The following is a 22608-nucleotide window of genomic DNA, read 5'->3' on the forward strand; positions in this document are numbered from 1 at the left end:
GTCGGCGTTCCTCGGAGTAGCGAGGCATGAGCAGCTCCTATCGCCCCCTGGGTTTTAAGAACAGGGTACCAGAGGACACGACACTCATCCTGACACTGGGGGTGCTGATGTGGCTGTAGAGTTTTCAACTTTAGATGAGTTGATTAGCTACGCCCATCAAAATGAAATTGGTGAGGTGTTGGTTATTACAGGCGCACGGCCTTGGAGTTTCTGATGTGATTTTGTTAACACATAACAAACGCCATCAAAACGTGCCCGTTGGGGTAATCGGGGGTATTCGGGGACGTACACCTATTTACCATTGCGGTAGCGTGCCCACAGATCGGAAAACCTATATATGAGCAGAGCAGGGAGCTTGCGATTGGCCGATATCGACCCCAAGCGGACGTTAGAAGGGAGCGGGACAGGTTCGCTATCGATTAGAAATCGTGATTGGACAGTCAAAGGTATTAGCGAGCTGAGTGTTTCAATATGTAAACTTGGGTTCAATCTGACTTACGCATCCAAACATATAATTCAAATAAGCAAGAGAGTCCAGGTAAAAGTGGGCTGATTTAAGACAGCTTTTCGTGCATTTTCGTTTCTTGAAGGTTAGTTAAAAACCGTATGATAAAGACCATTACCTCATTAAAACGCTGGCTTTCCAATAGACTCAATAGCATCGTGTCTTGGCTGGAAAGCAAAGACCGCTCCGCCGCCATGCAACCGAAGTTCGTGGACCTCGCTCCAACTGATGAGGCCGACAGGGCTGGGGTATATTCCGAAGCGATCCTGTTTGCGATGAGAAATGCGAAGGTCTACAACATTGCCCTAACGGGTCCCTATGGGTCGGGAAAGAGCAGCATCATCCAATCATTTTTGAAGAATTATCGGCGGCATGCGCTTCATATTTCTCTCGCTGCGTTCGTTCCCGAGGCCGATACAGAGGGCGAGGAAGCGAGTCGTCAAGAGATTGAAAGAAGCATCCTACAGCAGATGCTATATGGTGCTGACGCAAACAAGCTTCCGCTATCGCGGTTCAAAAGAATTCAGTCGCCCGGTGTTTGGTCGTTTTTGACGTCTCTTTACATAATGTTTGGAATTCTCGCGCTTTGGTACGTGTTTCATCAGCGAGAAGAAATCATCAGCGGTTCCTTTTTCGTTCCGCTCGCGCTCAACAATTTGCTCAACCTAGGGAGCTTCGTGCTTGCGGCAACATTCCTCTGGGTGACACTGCATCACTTTTATATCGCGAGCTTCGGTCTTTCACTCAAGAGCATCTCATTGAAGGACGTTGAGATAAAGCCTGCACATGATGACCAGGCGTCCATATTGAACCGTCACCTAGACGAAATAGTCTATTTTTTCCAATCAACCCGGTACGATCTCGTAATCATTGAGGATATAGATCGGTTTAACGACCCCGAAATTTTCGTCACTCTGCGTGAAATTAATAGCCTCATTAACAATAACGCAGGCGTGAAACGCACCATCAAATTCCTCTACGCCCTGCGCGACGACATGTTTGTCAACACCGATCGCACCAAGTTCTTTGAATTTATTATTCCTGTCATACCGATCATCAACACATCGAACTCGATCGACATGGTATTGGAACAGGGTAGGAGACTTGAGCTCAATGGGCGCCTTGATCGGCAGTTTCTGAGAGAGGTTTCACGATACCTGAACGACCTGAGGTTGATTCAGAATATCTTTAATGAATACGCCATTTATGTGGCTAATTTGGAAACTGATGAAGAGAATCTTCGCGACTCCAACAAGCTCCTCGCAATCCTGATCTATAAGAACGTTTACCCAAGAGATTTTGAGTTACTGCACCGCGGCGAGGGTGCTTTCGCTGAAATATTAAACTGCCTAGATGATCTAATCGTGTCTGGTGAGGCCACGTATAAGAGCGAGATCGCAGAACTCGAAAGGCGGATTGAAGTCTCCGAGCGACAGACGCCTTCTGACCTGAGAGAGTTGCGGCAAATCTACGCGATGGCTCTGATTGAGAAGCTTCCAGCGAATGTTAACAGCGTTCGTATTGACGGGTCACAATGGATCCCCCTTCCACAGCTGGTCAGCCACGATGCGTTTGAACAACTTATAGAGGCTCCCCGTATATTCTGTCGATACAATCAGAATCAACAACAACAGGTCAATGTCCCTAAGTTGCAAAGCGAGGTGGATTCTCAGAAGTCCTACCAACAACGCAAGGAGGAGATCGAAAGTAAGGCGACTGATAATAAGAACAAGAGCTTGCGCCAAATACGCGACATCAGGCCAAAGATCGCAGCTCTTCGTACGACTAAGCTCAACGAGCTGTTGCGTCTGAACGCTGACCGGGTGCAGGGTCTTTTCGAGAACTTTGGGGAAAACGGAGAGCTTGCCCGTTTTCTTATTTTGGAAGGCCATCTTGACGATACCTATTACCAATACACTTCACTCTTTCACTCAGGCCGCTTATCGCCTAATGACAATAAGTTTCTGATCCAGATACGGGCATTCGTTACTCCAGAGCCAGGTTTTCCGATCGACAATCCTAAAGAGGTCATCGCAGCGATGCGAGATGAAGATTTTCGGCAAAGATATGTCTTGAATGTTAAGATTGTCGATAGTCTACTGAGTGATCGGAGCAGTTACCTCGACCAAACGAAGAAGCTTTTCGAGTTTCTCTCGTCCGAATTTGATAGCTGCGAGGAGTTCTTCGATGCCTATTACACAAGCGGCCAAAATGTTGTAGGACTTCTTTCAGGACTAGTTAAAGCTTGGAAAGGTCTAGTCCCAGCTGCCATTGCCAGCCCTAACAATATTTCCCACGCCACCCAACTGGTCTCTAATCTACCTCAAACCTCGCTCAGAGAGCTTGCGCGGGAGTTTGACGAGTTGCCGGAATTTGTAGCGGCTAATCTTCCTGAAATTCTGGTGGGCTCACCGGAGCTAGAACCGGAGCGTGTTGCTTGTCTTGACTTTGAAGTCAAAGATCTTGCTGCGATAAAAGAACACTCTGAAGTTGTAAGATTTATGTTCGAGGAGGGGCTTTTTGAACTCACGATTCCGAACTTGGAGTACATCTACCAAGTGATTTTGGGAGAAAGTGATATTGAGCCACTACGTGAGAGGAACTTCACAACCATACGTTCGATGAATAACACAACCTTGATGAAGCGGATAGGACGCGATTTCGACCGCTACCTACATGATATCCTTTTGGAGCTTCAAGGGAATACAAAGGAGGATGCTCACGCTATTCTTTCCGTGGTTTGCCAAGATGCATTAGGTCAAGATAGCCTGCGAGAGTTTCTTGAACGACAGATGACTCGACTACCGAACTTAGAAGATGTGCCCGAGAAATTGCACTCAATGTTGTTTAAGACAAATGTGATCGAGCCAGCTTGGGGAAACTGTCTCGCTTTCATGGGGGCTGACGGGTTCGATGCAGATTGCCTGGTAGAATATCTTGATCGAGATGTTGTCCGCGCGGCTATCCTACGACATCCTATACCATCTGACTCGGATTCACTGAAACTGCGTCAGTTCCTCATCAATGCGGGCTCGTTGTCTGATACCGCTTACAGAGAATTTGCTCACGCGCTGCCTAAGCCGTTCAAAAAAATACCCGAAGGACTCGAGCCACCCAAGCTTCGAATCCTGATAAATGAAGGAAAAATAAACTTCACTCAGGAGAACCTCGATGCACTCGCTGACAACATGGATTTACAGTTATTATTCGTCGCGAATAACGTCGATAAATATCTGGCGGATCCAGAAAATTTTGCGATAGACGATGGGTTCCGAGAGGAGCTTTTACGAACTGAAATTAATAATTTGCGCAAGCTAAAAATAGTCGAACTGATGGACCTGGAAGAACTCGTTGATCTTCCCGGACGAGCGGCACTTATTGGTTCGATTATTGATAAATCCGACACCATCATATCCATTCCTAATGGGAGTGTTGCACAATCTCTTGTGATTAATTCCATGCCTATAGCGACGCAAATATCGCTCTTTAACAAATATCATTGTCTTATGGATGATGACGAAGTACGTCATGTTTTAGCTGATCTACAGCCGCCATTTTCCGAAATTAAGACTGGTTATAAAACGCCGAGGCTGGAGAACAACCCCGATAATCGGGATTTGGTCAGTTGGCTTGATGAAAGAAATGTTATCTCGTCATGGAGTGACGGTGGCTTCTTAAATAACGAAATAAGAGTGAATCTTTATAGGAGCTGATAAGTGGCTAAAATAGCTCCAGACTGTCCCGGCGTCAGCGGTACTGTGCCTGGAGCGCTACACACTGAACGACTGCTTCTGGCCGGTAGCGGCTGTATGCAATATGGTCGTTTTCTTTACGCACCGTGACCACCCATTCAGGAGGTCCTGCAGGGGCGGCTTTGCGTAAAGAAATTGCGTAAATCTTTCTACGTAAAGGAAGCGCTGCATAAATCCCGACGCAGCTTCCTGGCAGCCATCGGAGGGGTAGAATTCGACCCTCCTGCCACCGTCTGATCAGAGCCACCCTATGAAGCAGATCTCGTTCGCCTAAGTCGAGCACCAGAACAAGAAGAAGGTCACCCGCCGCGAGCGTTTCCTGGCCCAGATGGAGGCGCTGGTGCCATAGCAGCGGCTGATCGAGGCGCTGTCGCCGTCCTACTTCCCCAAAGCGGCAGGCAAGCGGGGCCGTCCGCCGATCGGCCTGGAGCGCATGCTGCGCGTCTACTTCCTTCAGCAATGGTATGCGCTCGCCGACGAAGCGCTGGAAGATGCCATCTACGACAGCCAGGCCATGCGCGACTTCATCGGTATCGATCTGGCCATCGAGTGCGTGCCGGACGCCACCACGCTGCTTCGCTTCCGTCATCTGCTGGAGAAGCATGCGCTGACCCAGCGGATCTTCGAGGAGATCAACGCCAGTCTGGCCGAGCAGGGCCTGTTCATGCGCGAGGGCACCATCGTCGACGCGACCATCGTGGCGGCCGCGCCCTCCACCAAGGACCAGGCCAAGCAACGCGATCCGGAGATGAAGCCGACCCAGAAGGGCAACCAATGGTTTTTCGGTATGAAGGCCCATATCGGCGTTGATGCGGTCACCGGACTGACTCACAGTGTTGCCGCCACCTCGGCCAACGTCGCCGATGTCACCAGGGCAGGTGCCTTGGTCCGTGATGATGACAAGCGGGTATATGGCGACGCGGGTTACCCCGGCATGGGGAAGTACCTGGACGAGGAAAAGGACGCCCCGGACTCCCGGTACTGTGTCGCCGCCAAACGCGGCACCATCAAGAAGAGGGAAGACAGCCCCATGAAAACGCTGCTGCTGGCATTCGAGAAGGCCAAGGCCAGCATCCGCGCCAAGGTTGAGCATCCGTTTCATGTCCTCAAGCACCTCTTCGGTTACCGGAAGGTGCGCTACAAGGGGCTGGCCAAGAATCAAGCGCAGCTATTCAGCCTGTTCGGGCTGGCCAATCTGGTGCTGGCGACACCATGCAAGGGGCGAGTTGACGGGGCCAGTACGCCTTGAATCTGGCCTGGCAGCCGGTTAAGCCGGCTGCCAGGGTAAACAGGCCGCCTTCGGTGGTCAGAAAGTGACCGCTGACGCGGTGAATGTGCCGCCCTGAGCGCTTCAGCCGCTCAGAGACGAATTGATCAGCGGTTCCTAAAGGAAAGGTAGGTTTTCCTACATCTCCTTGTCGTATCACGGTTGCCATCCCAGGGATGGCAACCGATCAAGAAGAGGTACCGATGGCGATGCCCAGGTTGTCTGCCATGCTCAGATAGTGCTTTCCCACCCTTATAGCGCAGGCCGCCCCGACAGACTCCTATGCTCCTCGAGATCCTCATCGTTCTGTCCTTGATCGTACTGAACGGCCTGCTTGCCATGTCGGAGCTGGCGATCGTCTCTTCTCGCTCGACGCGCCTCAAGACGCGGGCCGCGGATGGCTCCCGTGGCGCCAGGATCGCCCTCGCCCTCTCTGAGGACCCGGGGCGGTTTCTCTCAACGGTTCAGATCGGCATCACCTTGGTCGGAGTGCTCTCCGGTGCCTTCTCCGGGGCGACGCTGGGTGCTCGGCTTGCCGGCGTACTGCCGGACCTTGGGGTCCCGGTACGGCTTGCCGATCCGCTGGGCGTAGGTATCGTCGTGGTTGTGATCACCTACCTCTCACTGATCATCGGTGAGCTCGTTCCCAAGCAGATCGCGTTGGCCAACCCTGAGACCGTGGCTTCTCGTGTGGCGCCGGCGATGCATCTGCTTTCCCGCGCCGCCCTGCCGCTCGTCTGGCTTCTGGTCTGGTCGGGAAAGCTCGTCCTCAGGTTGCTCCGACACTCGGGCAAGCGGGAATCCACCGTCAGCGACGAGGAGATCCGGATGATCATCGTCGAGGCGGAGGGCGCCGGCACCCTCGAGAAGGGCGAAACCCGGATGATCACCGGCGTCATGCGCATCGCCGACCGCCACGCGCGCGGCTTGATGACCCCGCGGCACGAGGTCGAGCTTGCCGGCGTCGGCGAAACCCGTGCCGAGATCCTCGCCCGACTGCGTGCCTCTGGCCGGTCACGTCTACCTCTGCGTGATGGCGGTCAGGACGACATTGTCGGCATCCTGCAGAGTCATGACCTCCTGCAGGTAGAAGAGGAAGGCTTTGACCCCAGGTCACTCGCACGACCCGCCCCGGTGGTCCACGATGCCCTGCCGGCAATGCAGGTAATCGAGCAGCTCAAGACGGCTCCCGCGCAGATGCTGCTCGTCTATGACGAGTACGGCCATTTCGAGGGTATTATCACCCCCATGGATATCCTCGGTGCGATCACCGGGGGGTTCGATGACGCGGAGACGGACGAGCCCAAGCTGGTCGAACGCGCGGACGGCTCGCTGCTTGTCGCCGGGTGGATGCCTGTCGACGAGTTCGCCGATCACATCGGTCTCACGCTGGAGAAAGAATCTGGTTACGAGACCGTGGCCGGCCTCGTGCTCCACCAAGCGGGAGAACTGCCGCAGGTGGGCCAGCATGTCACCGTCGGCGACTGGCGGATCGAGGTCATCGATATGGACGGGCGTCGGATCGACAAGCTGCTCATCCGGAGAATATCCGCGCTCGAGAAAAGCGCTGAGTAATTGACCGCCCAGATGGCCACCATCATGGCTGTGATGGGGTGAATGCTGTCGGACGGCCTACCGCTCTGTTCCAGGAGCGCCAGTCAGGTGCCATCGTGGAGCCTTGTCGGACACCTCTCCATCCTTTGCTTCCCATGCCGGCATCCGATGCTGGCATAGGACCAATGTGAGACCATGGCGTAAAGAAAACCAAGGTTTCTTTTGGTAGCGTGGAAGCACTCAGTCAGGGCAAGTAGTCGAAACCAGTTAAAATGTGCCTGCCGACGATAAGTCCGCTCCTGACCGTGAGTTGTCATCTGCCTGAGGGGAGCTGCTGGTTCTACTGCAACCTCCCCAACCCGCTCACTCGCATCACTTCCCTCGTCACCGCCTCATCCAGCATCCCTCGGCCGGTTTCCACCACGGTGAGCCAGTCGCGGGCGCGGGTGATGCCGGTGTAGACCAGCTCCCGGGTGAGGATGGGGTTGGGGGCGTCGGGGAGTAGCAGGGCGGTGTGGGTGAATTCCGAGCCTTGGGACTTGTGCACCGTCATGGCGAAGACGGTCTCCACCGACTGCAGGCGGCTGGGCAGCACCCACTTGATCCTGCCGCTGCCGTCGCTGGAGGGGAAGGCGACGCGCAGCAGTGTGCGGCCGAACTGGCGGGCGTCGGGCAGCGCCAGGGTGATGCCGATATCGCCGTTCATCAGCCCCAGGCCGTAGTCGTTGCGGGTGACCAGTACCGGGCGGCCTTCGAACCAGCCCTGGTCCAGCTCCAGGTCGCTGGCCTGGAGCCAGCCGGCACGGCGCAGGGCGCGGCCGATGCGCGGGTTGAGGCCTTCGATGCCCCAGGGGCCCTTGCGGAGCGCGCAGAGCAGCTGGAACCGGCTGTGGGCCTCGAGCACGGCGCGGGCCCAGTCGTCGAAGGGCTGGCGGTCCTCGCCTTCGCCGAAGCTCGGCTCATCAGGGCGCCGGGTGCGCAGCACCTCCAGGTAGTGGCGATAGCCCAGCGGCGGGGCGATAGGGTCGCCGCGCCGGTCGGCGCGGCCCTGGCCGTTGTCGACGAAGCCGGCCGGGTTACCCTCCACCACCAGTCTGTCCAGCGCCGGGTCGTCGGCATCGGCCAGGCGCAACCGGGCCAGGTCGGCGTAGCCCGGCGTGTGTTCGAACACTTGGCGCACGGCGCGGCGTTTCTCCTTGGCCGTATGGCCAGCATCCAGCGGACGATTGACCGCCTCGGCGAGTCGGCCGATGCCACTGGCGGCATCGAAGCGGTGGCTCACCCGCAGCATGGCGATGGCCTGGTCCAGTGGCTGGCCCTGCGCGTCACGGTACGGCGCGGGCAGCGGCGTGCCGGTAGCGGCCTCCAGCCAGTCGGCGGTCTGGGGCGTGTAGTGGCCGCCTTCGGCGCGCTGGCAGAGGTCGCCGAGCACCGCGCCGGCCTCCACCGAGGCGAGCTGGTCCTTGTCGCCGAGCAGCACCAGGCGGGCGCGGGAGGGCAGGGCGGTGAGCACCGCCGCCATCATCTCGATATCCACCATCGAGGCTTCGTCGATCACCAGCACGTCCAGCGCCAATGGATTGCCGGCGTGGTGGCGGAAGTGGCGGGTATCCGGGCGTGAGCCGAGCAGCCGATGCAGGGTAGTCACCTCGGTGGGGATGGCCTCGCGCAGGATCGAGATATCCACACCCTGTTGGCCCACGGCGCCGGCCAGCTCCACCAGCGAGAGGCCCTTGACCTGCCCGGCGATGGAGTCGTTGAGGCGGGCGGCGGCCTTGCCGGTGGGGGCGGCCAGGCGGATGCGCAGCGGGCGCGGGCTGGGCTGGTCCGAGGGGCGTCGGTCAGAGCCTCCCAGCGCCAGAGCCTGGAGCAGGGCGAGCAGCTTGACCACGGTGGTGGTCTTGCCGGTGCCGGGGCCGCCGGTGATCACCGCGAAGGGCGAGCGGGCGGCCAGGGCGCAGGCGGTTTTCTGCCAGTCGAGGGTGGCCGTGGTGGGGAAGAGGGCATCGAGGGCCTGGGAGAGGGTGGCGGTGTCGGTGGCGTCGTCGGGGCGCCTGTCGGCGCCAATCGCGCAATGAATTGCCCTCCTACAGGAGTCGTCGCTTCTGCCTAGGCGGGCGGCGATGCGGGTGCGGATATCCTGCTCGTACTGCCAGTAGCGGCGCAGGTAGAGGCGGGGGCCTTGATGTTGATGACCAGGCGCGGTGGTGTCGCGCACCAGCGGGGTGTGGTCGGGGGCGCCCTGTGCGCCGTCGGCGACCAGGTCGGGGTGAGCGAGCGCTTCCTGCCAGGCGTCCAGGGTCAGGCCGCCGAGCACCTCACTGGGCAGCGGCGGCGGGTCGCTGAGGTCGTCGCCCTCCGGCGGCAGCGAGAGGGCCAGGTCGGGGGTGTCCAGGGTCGCGGCCAGGTCGAGGCAGACATGGCCACGGCCCAGCTGGTGGCTGGCCAGGGCCGCGGCGAGTAGCAGCGGCGCCGGAGCATCGGGGACCTCGCGGTGCAGGAAGACCGCCAGGGCGCGGTCCAGGGCACGCAGCCAGCCGCGTGCCACCCAGCGCTCGAGCAGGGCGAGCAGCGCCGCCGTGTCCCCCAGGGCGGGATGGGCCTCGGGAAGATCATCGAACAGGTCCTTCATGCCGGCGCCTCCGTGGAGAGAGTGGTCGCCGTCGGTGCCTGGCCCTGGAAGAGCGCGTCCAGCGTCTCGATCAGCGCCCGCGGCGGGCGTTCGGCGTGGACGCCGCGGCCCTCGGTGGCCGTGGCGGGGCCGACCCCGCGCAGGAAGACGGTCAGCGAGCCGCCGATATGGCGGTCGTAGTCGTAGTCCGGCAGGCGCGCCTTGAGCAGCCGGTGCAGCGCCAGCAGGTAGAGGGCGGCCTGCAGGTCGTAGCGCTTCTCGGCCATGGCGTCGCGCATGGCCGCCGGGGTGTAGGCGTCGTCGTCCGGCCCCAGGTGGTTGGACTTCCAGTCGAGCACGTAGTAGCGCCCTCGATGCTCGAAGACCAGGTCGATGAAGCCCTTGAGCATGCCGTTGAGGGTGTCGGTATCGAGCGCCGGCCGCGCGGCGCCGGCGAGCGTGTAAGCGCTCACCGGGGCGTCCAGCGCCCGGGTCGAGACGCGGTGCGCGGCGAACCAGAACTCCATCTCCACCTGGTAGACGCCGAGCTCGCCGAGGCACATCGCCCCGGCGTCGGGCAGCGGCAGCGGGGTTGCCAGCAGCCCGCCCAGCCAGCCGTTCAGCGACTCGAGCCAGGCGGTCCAGCCGCGCAACTGGGTGCGGCGGGCCAGCATGTCCTCGCGCAGGGCGGCGTCCTCGCCGGCGCGGGCGAAGCCGTGCTGGCCGGCCCATTCCAGCAGGCCGTGGAGAAAGGTGCCGGGCCCCGGGCCGCGCGGAAACCGGTGCAGGCTGTGGGTCTGGGGCGGGGTGGCGGCGTCGCGGGGCTCGTCCATCACCTCGAAGGCGGTGGCCTCCAGCGGGGTGGTGGGCTCGAGGAGGACTGTCTCCCGAGTGCTCGTGGGTGAGTGAGTGCTCGCCGGGGCGCCTGGCGGTGCCTGAGCCTCCAGGGGCTGGGGCTCGAGGATGGCGCCGCTGGTGCGCAGCGCCGAGTAGCTGGCGATCCACCACTGCTCCCGCGCCGGGCGGGCGGGGATCCGGGCCTCGCCCAGTGCCTCGGTCGCGTCCGTCGGGGTGAAGAGCTCGGCGGTGGCGGGGGGCGCCGGCTGGATGGCGATGGCGGGCTCGTTGCCTTGGAGGGCGACCAGGGCCTCGCCGAGCGCCTCCGGGGCCATCGGTTCGCCGTTGCTCAGCAGCTGGCCCAGGGCGCCGGCTTCCAGCCCCTTGAGCGGGGCGATGCCCAGCCAGGTGGCGTGGCGGGCGCGGGTCAGCGCCACATAGAGCTTGCGCAGGTCCTCGCCCAGGCGTTCGCGGTCGGCGATGGCCAGGGTTTCCTCGTCGGCGGTGAGGCTCAGGCGCAGCCGTCCCTCGGCGTCGTGCCAGCGCAGCGGCGAGTCGTCGGCCTTGGTGGGGCGGTGGTTGCCGATGAACGGCAGGAACACCAGCGGGTACTCCAGCCCCTTGGACTTGTGGATGGTGATCACCTGCACCAGGTCGGCGTCGCTCTCCAGGCGCAGCTTGTGGGCCTCGCCCTGGTCGTCGGGGGCGGCGATGGCCTCGGCAAGGAAGCGGATCAGCGCATGCTCGCCGTCGAGCTCCTGGCTGGCGTGCTGCAGCAGTTCGCCGAGATGCAGCAGGTCGGTGAGGTACCGCTCGCCCTCGCTGGCGGGGCCGGCGGCCAGCAGCCGGCCGGGCACCTCGAAGTCGCTCATCAGCCGGCGCACCAGCGGCAGCACGCCCTGGCGTTGCCATAGGCGGTGGTAGTCGCGGAACTGCAGCACTCGCGCCTCCCAGGCCAGCTCGTCCTGCTGGAGGTGGTCGAGGGCGGCCAGGTCGAGCCCCAGGCTGGGGGTGGCCAGGGCCGCGCGCAGCAGGCGTTCGTCCTCGGGGTCGGCGCAGGCACGCAGCCAGGCATCGAGCTCGACGGCCATGGGCGAGGCGAACACCTTGTCCTTGTCGGAGAGGTAGACGCTCTTCACCCCGCGCCGGGCCAGGGCGCGGCGGATCTCGCGGGCCTCGCCCAGGCCGTTGACCAGCACCGCCATATCCGAAGGCGCCAGTGCCTGCAGGGTCTCGCCATCGCTGAAGCCCGCCGCGCCGTGCCGGCCCCGCTCCAGCAGGGCGACCATCTGTGAAGCGCAGCGCTCGGCCATCTCGCCCATATAGGCGGTCTTGGAGAGGGCCTCGTCGGCCTCCAGTTGCCACAGGGTCATGGCCGGCTGGGGTTGGCCGTCGACGACCAGGGCATCCTTCCGGCCTTTCGCCTTGACTGGCGTGAAGGGCACCGGATTGCCGCCGTCGTCCTGCTTGAACAGGAAGGCCCCGGGCGGGTGGGCCTCGGCGAAGGCGAAGCAGCGGTTCACCGCGGCGACCATGGACGCGCTGGAGCGGTAGTTGGTGCCCAGGGTGACGTGGCGGCCCGCCGTGTCGCGGCGCGCCTGCAGGTAGGTGTAGATATCGGCGCCGCGGAAGGCGTAGATCGCCTGCTTGGGGTCGCCAATCAGGAAGACACCGGTCTCGCGGGCGTTGTCGGCCAGGCGGTAGACCCGGTCGAAGATGCGGTACTGCACCGGGTCGGTGTCCTGGAACTCGTCGACCAGCGCCACCGGGAACTGCTGGCGAATCCGCAGCGCCAGGGCCTCGGCGCCAGGGTCTGAGTGTGCCCCGGCCAGCGCCCGGTCGAGATGGGTGAGCAGGTCGTTGGGGCCCATCTCGGCGCGGCGCTCCTGCTCGCGTTCCAGGCGCGCCCGGCACCACTGCACGGCGTGGATCAGCAGGTCGGCGCGGGGTTCGGGCAGGGCGTTCAGTGCCTCGGGAAGGGCTTCGAATGCCTCGAAGGCCGGGTGAGCCGGCGGTGCTCCCTTCCAGATCTCGGCGATGCCGTCTGGCGTCAGGCGCTTCCAGGCGGCAGCCTTCTTGTCGAGTTCGGGCCACAGCTGGTCACTGTCTGCCCAGTCGCGGATCTTCTGCAGCCAGTTGCCCCGATGATCCTTGCGCATCTTGCCGGCATTGAAGGCCTTGGCCTGTTGTCCTTCATCGAAGAGTTGCGCCAGCTCCTCGACCCACTGCTTCCAGGGCGCCTTGAGCTCATTGAGGCGGGCGTCGCGCTCGGCCCGGGCGGCGGCCAGGGTCTCGTCGGGGGGCGGGGCGCTGTGGCTAAGCGCGTCGCTTTCGGGCAGCAGCTTGCGTACGGCGGCGTAGAGGGAGCGTCGGCCCTCGGTGGGGGCCTCCCAGTACTGGGTGATCTCGGCCAGCGCCTCGGTGTCGAGGGGGTAGTAGAAGCTGCGCCAGTAGTCGCGCACCACCTCCTGCTCGAGTTCGCCCTGGTCGGTCTCCAGCTCCAGGGAGAAGAGGCTGCCGCTGTCGAAGGCGTGCTCGCGCAGCATGCGGTAGCACCAGCTGTGGATGGTGGAGACGGCGGCCTCGTCCATCCACTCGGCGGCCAGCTGCAGGCGGCGGGCGCAGGCGGGCCAGCCGGCCGGGTCGTACTGGTCGCGCAGGGCGAGGAGCAGCGGGTCGGGGGCAGGGGCTTCGAGGAAGACCTCGGCGGCCTCGACCAGCCGGGCGCGGATGCGCTCGCGCAGCTCCTGGGTGGCGGCATTGGTGAAGGTCATCACCAGGATCTCCGGCGGGGTCAGCGGGCGCGCGAAGGCCGTCTCGTCCTCGGCGTGACGGGCGCCGAGCACCAGGCGCACGTAGAGCAGGGCGATGGTGAAGGTCTTGCCGGTGCCGGCGCTGGCCTCGATCAGGCGGCTGCCGTGGAGCGGGAAGTCGAGGGGATTCAACTCGACTGGCTGGGCGGTATCTCTGGGTTGCCTGGTGCTCATTTCCCCTCTCTGTTCAGGTCCATCGCATCCTGTTGTTAACCGGGAGGCCTTCGGCCTCCAGTCGCGAGACAGAGTCTCCCTCCTACCACAATGCCGGCCGACGACTCACCGTTTCTCGCCGGGTCGAGCCGCATCAATCTCCCTTCACCGCTAGATAGAGCGGGGCCAGCAGCCGCTCGGTCAGGGTGGGAAAGTCCAACCCATCGGCCGGCGCGGCGGCCATCAGGGAGGCGAAGTCGGGCCAGCGGTGGGCCAGGTAGGGGTTGCGGCCGACCTCGCCGGGATTCTGGTAGCCGTCGCCCTCGTAGGCCTTGCGGGCGGCCTGCCAGGCATCGCTGTCAGGGCCATTGCTGGCGATCGAGCCGTCGTGCCGGTCGACCTTGCCGAGCCAGGCGAAGGCGGCCTCGACGGCCAGTGGCAGTGGCTCGCGCATGCCGGCCTGCCAGGCGCCGATCAGCTCGCCGAGGCGCTGCCGGGCGGTGTCGGCCTCCAGCGGCGGCAGGGTGACCTGGCCGGCCTTGGAGAGCAGTTCGGTGGTCAGCGGGGCCTCGAGGTTGCCGGCCAGGTGGGCGACCCAGGGGCGCACCAGCTGGGCCCAGCGGTACTGGCCCCGGCCGCGGCCCTGGCTGATCAGGCTGCTGCTGAGCAGCAGCAGGCGGCAGCGCCGGCCTGCGTCGTCCACGCGCAGCTGGTCCAGCCAGTCCTCCAGCGGCGGGGCGTTGCGGGTGGGCAGCTCGAGACGCACCGGCTCGGGCTCCTCCACCGGCTGGGGCCAGGCGTCGAGCGCCTGACGATAGGCCTCGAATAGCGCCTCCATGGGCTCGGCGAGGCTCTCGCGCATGCGGCTGGCGAAGGCGCCCATGGCCAGCACGCCCTGGCCCTCCAGGCGCATCAGGGTGTCGTGGAGCGCCTGTTCGCGGGGGCGGCCTTCGTCGATGGCGAGGCGCTGGGCCTGGATCAGGGCGTCCTGCAGCTGCCAGTGGGTCAGGCCGTCGAGGGTGAAGGGCTCGTGGTCGAGGCTGGTGACGTCCTCGCGCTCGAGGAAGACCTTGAGCCGGGTAGTGAAGAAGGCCTTGGCCGGGTCGCGCAGGAAGCCGCCGAGCTGGGCCAGGGTGAGCGGGTTCTCCTGCTCGAAGTCTTTCAAAGCTACTGCGCTCGACGATACGGCGTTAAAGCCCTTCTCAAACTGCTCATTTACGTCTTGTAAACTCCGCGTTTTCGGCGGGCTTTGCCTTGTCTCGTCTTCGCTCGTGACGCTTTGAAGGCGTTCGAGTCCTTCTTCTGCCCCCGTTGGATGCACGTCCCGCCACTCATGGGCGTAGGTGAACAGGCGCTTGGCGGCGACGCCCCGGGCGGCCTGTTCCGCCGGCGTGGGGAAGTAGGCGCGGCTGAATGGCTGCAGCGGGTGCTCGGTGGTCAGCGCCGCGAGCAGCTTTCCGTCCTGAACGTCGCCATCCACGGTATGCCAGCCGGCGGCCAGATGGTCGCGCAACTGGCCGACCAGCACCGAGGGCGGCTTCTCGGCGTTGTCGACGATGCTGCGCCCCACCCAGCTGACATAGAGCTGGCGGCGCGCCGAGAGCAGCGCCTCGAGGAAGAGGTAGCGGTCGTCCTCGCGGCGCGAGCGGTCGCCGGGGCGGTAGTCGCCGTGCATCAGGTCGATGTCCAGCGGCGGCTGGTGGCGCGGGTAGTCGCCGTCGTTCATGCCCAGCAGGCAGACCCGCCGGAAGGGAATGGCGCGCATCGGCATCAGGGTGGCGAAGTTGACCGCCCCGGCCAGGAAGCGCTGGGAGAGGCTGTGCTCGTCGATCTGCGCCAGCCAGTGCTCGCGCACCACCGAGAGCGGAAGGTCGCGGGTCAGGCCGGCCTCCCGGGCGCTCTCCTGGAACTCCTGCAGGCCCTGCTCGAGGCGCGCCAGCATCAGGCTGTCGGCGGCATCCTCTGCACTGAAGCAGGCCTCCAGCAGCTCGCGCAGTACCACCACCCAGCCCTCCACGTCATGCGGCTCGCGCAGCCGTTGCCACTGGGCCTCGAGGGTCTCCAGCAGCTGCGCCAATGGGCCGGCCAGGCCCGCCTCCAGGCCGCCGATATCGTCGAAGGGCTCGATGCCCTGCCAGGCACCGCCACTGTTGCCCACCGCGTAGCCGAGCAGCAGCCGGCGCAGGCCGAAGGCCCAGGTGTTCTGGGTGAGGCCCTCGGGCAGGTCGAGGCTGCCGCGCTGGCGGGCGTCGAGCCCCCAGCGGATGCCGGCGCCCTCGATCCAGCGGGCCAGCGTCGGCAGGTCCTCTTCGGCGAGGCCGAAACGGGCGCGCAGCGCCGGCACCTCCAGCAGGTCGAGCAGGTCGCTCACCGCGAAGCGCAGCTCCGGCAGGCGCACGAGCTTCTCCAGGGCCACCAGCAGCGGCTGGCGGTGGCGGTCGGCCTGGTCGGAGAGGGTGAAGGGGATGTAGCGCGGGTCGTCGCCAGAGTGCTGCCCGCGCTCGTATTGACCGAAGACGGCCTGGATATGCGGGGCGTAGTGGTCGATGTCCGGCACCATGACGATGATGTCTCGCGGGCGCAGCTCGGGGTCGGCGGCGAAGGCGTCGAGCAGCTGGTCGTGGAGGATCTCCACCTCGCGCTGGGGGCCGTGGGCGACGTGGAAGACGATGGAGTCGTCGCGGGTCGGGTCCACCGCCGGCCAAGTGTCGCGGGTCTCGGCCAGCGGGCGCAGGGCGCGGATGTCGTCCTGCAACTGCTGCAGCAGCAGGCCCGGCGAGGCGTCGGGCACGCAGGGCTCGAAGAGGTCGATGCGCAGCGCCTCCGCCCGGAACAGCCCCTCGTAGGCGTCGGCGTCGTCGTGCTCGTCGAGCAGGCGCAGGTAGTCGCGGCCCTGCTTGCCCCAGGCGGCCAGCAGCGGCTGGGCATGGAGGTGCAGGGCCTCCTCGCCGTCGCCATCGCCCAGCACGTCGAGGCGCTCGGGCATGCCTTGCTTGCGCCGCTGGCGCCGGCGTTCGGCCCGGAGCAGCTCCTTGTGCTCGATGATATCGGCCCAGTAGTGCTCGCAGGGGTTGTGCACGCAGAGCAGCACCTGGCTGACCCGGGCGATGGCGGCCAGCGCCTCCAGGGCCTGGCTGGGCAGCGAGGAGATGCCGAACACCACCACCCGGCGCGGCAGATCACGGGGCCGATTCTCCAGCGTGAGCGACTCGGCGGCCTCGAGGAAGCGCCGATGCACCCGGGCGCGGCTGGAGTCGATGCCGGCCGCGCCCTGGGCGGCGTCCATGTCGGCGCATGGCACCCGCCGCTGTTCCGCCACATCGTGGCAGATGGCACGCCATAGGGCGGGCTGCCAGCGCTGGGCCTCGTCCAGCGGCCGGGCCTCGCCGCGGGCGGAGATCAGCACGTCCTCGCCCGCCGCCCAGGCGTCCAGCCAGTCGGCGCGATAGACCTGGTACTGGTCGAAGAGGTCGGCGAGGCGTTCGGCGAGCTGGTGGTGCTTGCGCAGGTCGGCGTCGTCTTCCAAGAAGCGCGCCAGGGGGGCGAAGGCCGGCTGATCGAGCAGCCCCGGTAGCAGGCGCAGCAGCCGCCACACCAGCCGCGACTTGTCGAAGGGCGAGGTGGCCGGCACCGCATCAACGTCGCCCTCGACATGCTCCAGCACCGCCCGGTAGGCCTGCCACAGGAAGCGCGCCGGCAGGGTGACGTCGAGCGCCGCGGCGATGCCCGCGCCGCCCTGGGCGGGATCCTCGGCCAGGGCGAGCTTCAGCCACTGGCCAATGCCGTTGCTCTGCACCAGGATCGTCTCGTTCTCCAGGGGGCCGAGCGGATGGCGGGTCATCCACTCCACCGCCAGGCCGCGCAGGGCCTCCAGGCGATTGCCGTGGATCACCATAAAGCCGGGTTGCAGTGCCTGGCTCGCCAGGGGACTAGGAGGCATGGCGGTTCCTTCGCATGGTCCGTCTGGGGACCATGGTGCCATAAATGCCGTTTTGCAGGGCTTAGATGTGGGCGGTTTTACGCAGCGGCGGGAGGAGCAAGCGGTCCACTCATTGCGGGCCGAGGGCGTGGAGCCGGCGCCAGCGCTGCGGGGCCATGCCCATGGCGCGATGGAAGTGTCGGGTGAAGTGCGACTGGTCGCAGAAGCCGCATGCCTGGGCGATGCACGACAGCGACTCGTCGCCGGCCAGCATCTTCTCGCAGGCCCGGGCCAGGCGCCGGCGGGTGATATGGACCAGCGGCGGCTCGCCGAAGGCCTGCTTGAAGGCGTGGGCGAAGTGGCCGGGGCTCAAGCGGGTGATGGCGGCCAGGTCCTGCACGTGAAGGGGGCCACTCAGGTGTTCGTCGATATAGGCGTTCAGGCGGCGGACCTGCCAGCCCGCGAGCCCGCCGTTGGCTCCCTTGGCAGGGGCCTGGTCCCGGGGGAGGTGACGTTCCGGAGCCGATGCGGGGCCATGGGATGCCGCGCCCAGTAGGCCGTGCAGGGTAGCCAGGGTGGCCTTGAGGGCCCGGGGCCTGCGGGTGCCGGGGCAGGGCGGAAGGAAGACGATGAGCGGGGCGTCGGGATACTCGGCGAGGAGGCCGCGGAGGGCCTCGGAATCCAGCCCGGTGGCCTCGCCATCCATCAGCACGAGTTCGTCGGAGGCGGGCGGGAGGCAGGCGAGATGACTCCGTCTGGCCGAAGAACCAGCGACACGCGGGATGCTCGGTCGAGTCGCGACGCTCATGGCCTGTCTCCATACCGGATCCCCCTCGGGGGATCGATGACTTCACTATAGTGCGTCCAGGGAGAAGGGGAGGGCCACGACCTGCTCTGTCGGCAGAAATAGTAAAGGCGGGTGCCGTAGCACCCGCCGTGACGGGGTGGATCAGTTTATAAGGTACCGATACTCCTGCGGTGACAGGTAGCCGTTCCTGTCCGTATCCATCCGGCCGAAGGGGGCCGGCAGGAGCCGTGCCTCGGCGGACGAGACCCTGCCATCATTGTCGGTATCCATCTTCACGAAGGACACACGATTGAGGGCGGTGTGGGGTTGGGCGGTCACGCCCTGCACGCCCTGTATGCCGGGATGCTTGAACGGTTCGCCCTCTTGCGCTGCCCAGGCGCCGGCCGAAATCAGCAATGACCCCAGCAGCACTGCCAAGGCCTGTCTGTAAGCGATCATGGTCATCTACCTCCAGGGTGGGCTCGGTGAAGCACCGGGTCCCATTGAGAAGAATGGGCCCGATCGGGAGGGATTGCTTGATCGTCCCTGCGGCGTCTGGGACGTTCCTGCGGGGCCGTCGTCAGCCGGCCGCGGCGAGGTCGGTGACGGGCCTGCCGGCGGCGAAGGCCAGCAGGTTGTCGAAGGCATCGCCGAAGTAGTGCTCGTAGCAGTCCCGCTCCACATAGCCAAGGTGCGGCGTGGCGAGCAGGTTGGGCAGCTCGAGTATGGGATGGGCGATGAGCGGCTCCTCTTCGAAGACATCCACCGCGGCCATGCCCGGGCGCCCGGCGCGCAGCGCCGCTTCCAGCGCCCCCGGCGCGACCAGCGGGGCGCGGGCGGTGTTGACCAGCAGGGCGGTCGGTTTCATGCGCGCCAGGTCCTCGGCGGTGACGATGCCCCGGGTCGCCTCGTTGAGCCGCAGGTGCAGGCTCAGCACGTCGCTGCGCGCGAAGAGCTCGGCCTGGCTGCCGGCGACTTCCAGGCCCGCGGCGGCGGCGCGGTCTCGCGTGCCCTCGCGGCCCCACACCAGCACCTTCATCTCGAACGCCTGGCCATAGCGGGCCACCAGCCGGCCGATCCCGCCGTAGCCGAAGATGCCCAGGGTGCGGCCCTTGAGCCCGGTGCCCAGGGTGCGCTGCCAGCGGCCGGCCCTGAGGTTGGCGACCTCCTCGGGGATATGGCGCATGGCGGCCAGCACCAGGCCCCAGGTGAGCTCGGCGGCGGCATGGGGCGAGCCGGTGCCGGCCATCACCCTGATGCCCCACTCGCGGCAGGCGGCCAGGTCCACATGGGCCGTGCCGCCGCCTGTCTGGCTGATCGCCTTCAGGTCGGGCAGGCGGTCCAGCAGCGCGGCGGTGATCGGCGTGCGCTCGCGGATCAGCACCAGCGCCTCGGCGTCCTGGAAGCGTGCGACCAGGGCGTCCAGGTCGGTCACGCTGTCGTGGAACACCGTGACCTCGTGGCCTGCCAGCCTCTCGAAGGCGTCCAGGTGGCGCACGGCGTCCTGGTAGTCGTCGGGAATCACGATCTTCATGGACGGTAGGTATCCTGGTACTGCTCGCGCAGCTGGTTCTTCTGTACCTTGCCCATGGTGTTGCGCGGCAGGCTGTCGGCGAAGAACACCCGCTTGGGCTGCTTGTACCTGGCCAGCTGGCCCTGCAGGTGGTCGAGCACCCGCGCCTCGTCCAGGCTCGCCCCCGGCTCGGGTACCACCACGGCGGTGACGCCCTCGCCCAGGTCGGGGTGGGGCAGGCCGATCACCGCGGACTCGTGGACGCCCTCGAGCTCGTCGATCACCTGCTCGACCTCCTTGGGGTAGACGTTGTAGCCGCCGGAGATCACCAGGTCCTTGTCGCGGCCGACGATGTGCACATAGCCGCGCTCGTCGACCATCGCCAGGTCGCCGGTGACGAAGAAGCCGTCCTCGAGCAGCTCCTCGCGGGTCTTCTCGGGCATCCGCCAGTAGCCGACGAAGACGTTGGGCCCGCGGATCTCCAGCATGCCGATCTCGCCCTTCGGCACCGGCTCATGGGTCTCGCGGTCGGTGATGCGGTATTCCACGCCGGGCAGCGGCATGCCCACGGTGCCGGCACGGCGCTCGCCGTCGTAGGGATTGGAGATGTTCATGTTGGTCTCGGTCATGCCGTAACGCTCGAGGATGGCATGGCCGGTCTTCTGCTCGAACTCCCGGTGGGTCTCGGCGGTCAGCGGCGCCGAGCCGGAGACGAACAGGCGCATGTTGGCGGTGACCTTTGGGGTCAGGCGCGCGTCGGCCACCAGCCGAGTGTAGAAGGTCGGCACGCCCATCAGCACCGTGCCGCGGGGCAGCTCCTCGAAGATCACATCGGCGTCGAACTTCGGCAGGAAGAGCATGCTGGAACCGGCCATCAGGGTGACGTTGCAGGCCACGAAGAGGCCGTGGGTGTGGAAGATCGGCAGGGCATGGATCAGCCGGTCCCCTTCGCTGAAGTGCCAGGCCTCGGCCAGGGTGGCGGCGTTGGAGCCCAGGTTGCGGTGAGTGAGCATGGCCCCCTTGGAGCGCCCGGTGGTACCCGAGGTGTAGAGGATCGCCGCCAGGTCGTTGTCGTCGCGTTCGACGATGTCGTCGCGGGGCGTGGCCTTCTCGGCCGCCTCCATCAGGCTGCCGTCGGCCACCGTGCCCAGGGTGGCGACCTGCGGGCAGCCGGTGTCGGCGGCGATGCTGCGCGCGTCCTCGGCATCCCCCGGTCGGCAGACGAACAGCGCCGGCTCGGCATCGCCGAGGAAGTAGCGGATCTCGTCGCCCGTGTAGCCGGTGTTGAGCGGCAAGTAGACCCCGCCCGCGCGCAGGGTGGCCAGGTAGAGCAGGATCGCCTCGGGGCTCTTGTCGACCTGCACCGCCACCCGGTCGCCCGGCGTCACGCCCAGCTCGACCAGGGCGCCGGCCAGGCGCGCGGTGGTGGCCAGGGCCTCGGCGTGGCTGTAGCCGCGGCCCTGGCGGGTGGTGATGAAGTCGGCGTCGCCGCGCTCGCGCATGCGCCGGGCGAAGGTGGCGAAAAGGTTCTGGTTCATTTGGCGGTTTCTCCCTTGGCCAGCTTCCTGGCCTTGCGGACGAGGTCCTTGACCTCGCTCGAACGGGCCACGGTTCTGTGGGCTGTGTAGTTCTCGTGGTTGCGCTCGATGTCGTCGAGCACGTAGAGGTAGTTGACCATCAGGCCGGCGGCCTGCCGGAGGCCCTTGGCCGAGACGTCGCCCAGCCAGTTGATGCGGTGCAGCTCGGCGCCGTTGCCCAGGTGGAAGCGGGCCACCGGGTTGAGCGGCAGCCCCCGGGCGTTCTTCTCGTCGACCAGGTAGCGGGCGGCCAGCGGCTTGACCACCGCCTTGAGGCGCGCGGCCCGCTCGGCGTCCTCGTGCCAGCCGGGGGCCTGCAGCTCGTCCAGCGCCTCGCGCACCGTGGCCGGCAGGCTCTCGTCGTCCCGTCGTTCGGCCAGCCACTGGGCGAAGCCGGGCACCGGCGAGAGGGTGACGAAGTGCTTGAGCTGGGGCAGCTCCTGCTTGAGTTCCTGGACGACCTGCTTGATCAGGAAGTTGCCGAAGGAGATGCCGCGCAGGCCGGTCTGGCAGTTGCTGATGCCGAAGAAGGCGGCGGTGTCGGCGACCTCGGGGTCGTCGATGCCGACGTCCTCGCCGGCGAGGATCGGCTGGATGCGTGCCGGCAGGCCCCTGTGCAGGGCCACCTCCACGAAGATCAGCGGGTCGTCGCCGATCGCCGGGTGGAAGAAGGCGAAGCAGCGGCGGTCCCGGGCGTCGAGCCGGCGGCGCAGGTCGTTCCAGTCCTGGATCTCGTGCACCGCCTCGTAGCGGATGATCTTCTCCAGGATCGAGGCCGGGGTGTTCCAGTCGATGCGCTTGAGCATCAGGAAGCCCCGGTTGAACCAGGAGCCGAACAGGTGGGCGAAGTCGGCGTCGATGGCCGAGAGTTCGGGGTGCTCGCGCCGCAGGCCGAGCAGGTCCTCGCGCATGCGCACCAGCTCGGCGGTACCGCCGCTGGTCAGGTTGAGGCGGCGGATCAGTTCCTGGCGGCGTGGCTCGCAGGCCTCGAACAGCGCCTCCAGGCTGGCGTTGTCACGCTGCTCGGCATAGCGCGCGTAGGCCGCATCGATCTCCTCCGGCTCGGCGGCGAAGTCGCTGGCCAGCCGCTCGAAGAAGCGCTGTCGCTCGTTCGGCTCGAGGCGCTGGTACATGCCCAGGGCACGGCTGGCCAGGGCAATGCTGGAGGCTTCCCCGTCACTCTCCAGCAGGCGCTGGCAGGCCTCCACCAGGCGGCGGTGGTCCGGCGGCGTCTCGTCCCCCTGGCGGCGGCGCAGCAGGGCGTCGCGCTGGGTGATCGACTGGAACATCTCCTGCAGGAAGGTCATGTTCATGGCGTCG

At 64.9% G+C, this 22608-nt stretch carries 10 protein-coding genes and 1 pseudogene; 3 read left to right on the forward strand and 8 right to left on the reverse strand.

Annotation, left to right across the window (positions count from 1 at the left end):
- Nucleotides 1-606 precede the first annotated feature (606 nt).
- The 3 genes and pseudogenes from QWY80_RS00395 (at nucleotide 607) to QWY80_RS00405 (ending at nucleotide 7099) form a co-directional block, all read left to right on the forward strand.
- Nucleotides 607-4218, forward strand: coding sequence for a YobI family P-loop NTPase (locus QWY80_RS00395; protein ID WP_290228691.1), 3612 nt, complete (start codon nucleotides 607-609; stop codon nucleotides 4216-4218).
- 358 nt (nucleotides 4219-4576) lie between these two features.
- Nucleotides 4577-5506: pseudogene (locus QWY80_RS00400) on the forward strand (IS5 family transposase).
- A gap of 300 nt (nucleotides 5507-5806) precedes the next feature.
- On the forward strand, nucleotides 5807-7099 hold the full coding sequence (locus tag QWY80_RS00405; protein WP_290228692.1) for a hemolysin family protein: 1293 nt from the start codon (nucleotides 5807-5809) through the stop codon (nucleotides 7097-7099).
- 319 nt (nucleotides 7100-7418) lie between these two features.
- On the opposite strand, the gene recD is transcribed toward QWY80_RS00405, so the two are convergent.
- The 8 genes from recD to QWY80_RS00445 all read right to left on the reverse strand — a co-directional run bounded on the left by recD (nucleotide 7419) and on the right by QWY80_RS00445 (nucleotide 22601).
- A complete protein-coding gene (recD, locus tag QWY80_RS00410) occupies nucleotides 7419-9710 on the reverse strand; it encodes an exodeoxyribonuclease V subunit alpha (protein ID WP_290228693.1) in 2292 nt (763 codons plus the stop codon).
- Nucleotides 9707-13513: an exodeoxyribonuclease V subunit beta gene (recB, locus tag QWY80_RS00415; RefSeq protein ID WP_290228694.1), complete on the reverse strand. Its 3807-nt coding sequence runs from the start codon at nucleotides 13511-13513 to the stop codon at nucleotides 9707-9709. The genes recD and recB overlap by 4 nt, the downstream gene beginning before the upstream one ends.
- Before the next feature lie 133 nt (nucleotides 13514-13646).
- Nucleotides 13647-17432, reverse strand: a complete 3786-nt coding sequence (gene recC / locus QWY80_RS00420) for an exodeoxyribonuclease V subunit gamma (protein WP_290228695.1) — start codon at nucleotides 17430-17432, stop codon at nucleotides 13647-13649.
- 109 nt (nucleotides 17433-17541) lie between these two features.
- Nucleotides 17542-18117: a helix-turn-helix domain-containing protein gene (locus QWY80_RS00425; RefSeq protein ID WP_290228696.1), complete on the reverse strand. Its 576-nt coding sequence runs from the start codon at nucleotides 18115-18117 to the stop codon at nucleotides 17542-17544.
- Between the two features lie 243 nt (nucleotides 18118-18360).
- Nucleotides 18361-18663, reverse strand: coding sequence for an EF-hand domain-containing protein (locus tag QWY80_RS00430; protein ID WP_290228697.1), 303 nt, complete (start codon nucleotides 18661-18663; stop codon nucleotides 18361-18363).
- A gap of 115 nt (nucleotides 18664-18778) precedes the next feature.
- Nucleotides 18779-19732 (reverse strand): D-2-hydroxyacid dehydrogenase family protein, encoded by a 954-nt coding sequence (locus tag QWY80_RS00435; protein WP_290228698.1) that lies wholly within the window; start codon nucleotides 19730-19732, stop codon nucleotides 18779-18781.
- Nucleotides 19729-21249, reverse strand: coding sequence for a malonate--CoA ligase (locus QWY80_RS00440; protein WP_290228699.1), 1521 nt, complete (start codon nucleotides 21247-21249; stop codon nucleotides 19729-19731). The genes QWY80_RS00435 and QWY80_RS00440 overlap by 4 nt, the downstream gene beginning before the upstream one ends.
- Nucleotides 21246-22601 (reverse strand): malonyl-CoA decarboxylase, encoded by a 1356-nt coding sequence (locus QWY80_RS00445; protein WP_290228700.1) that lies wholly within the window; start codon nucleotides 22599-22601, stop codon nucleotides 21246-21248. Before QWY80_RS00445 ends, QWY80_RS00440 begins: the two co-directional genes overlap by 4 nt.
- Between the last annotated feature and the right edge of the window lie 7 nt (nucleotides 22602-22608).

Origin of the sequence: Halomonas ramblicola, from assembly GCF_030409215.1 — a bacterium.
Lineage (GTDB): Bacteria > Pseudomonadota > Gammaproteobacteria > Pseudomonadales > Halomonadaceae > Halomonas > Halomonas ramblicola.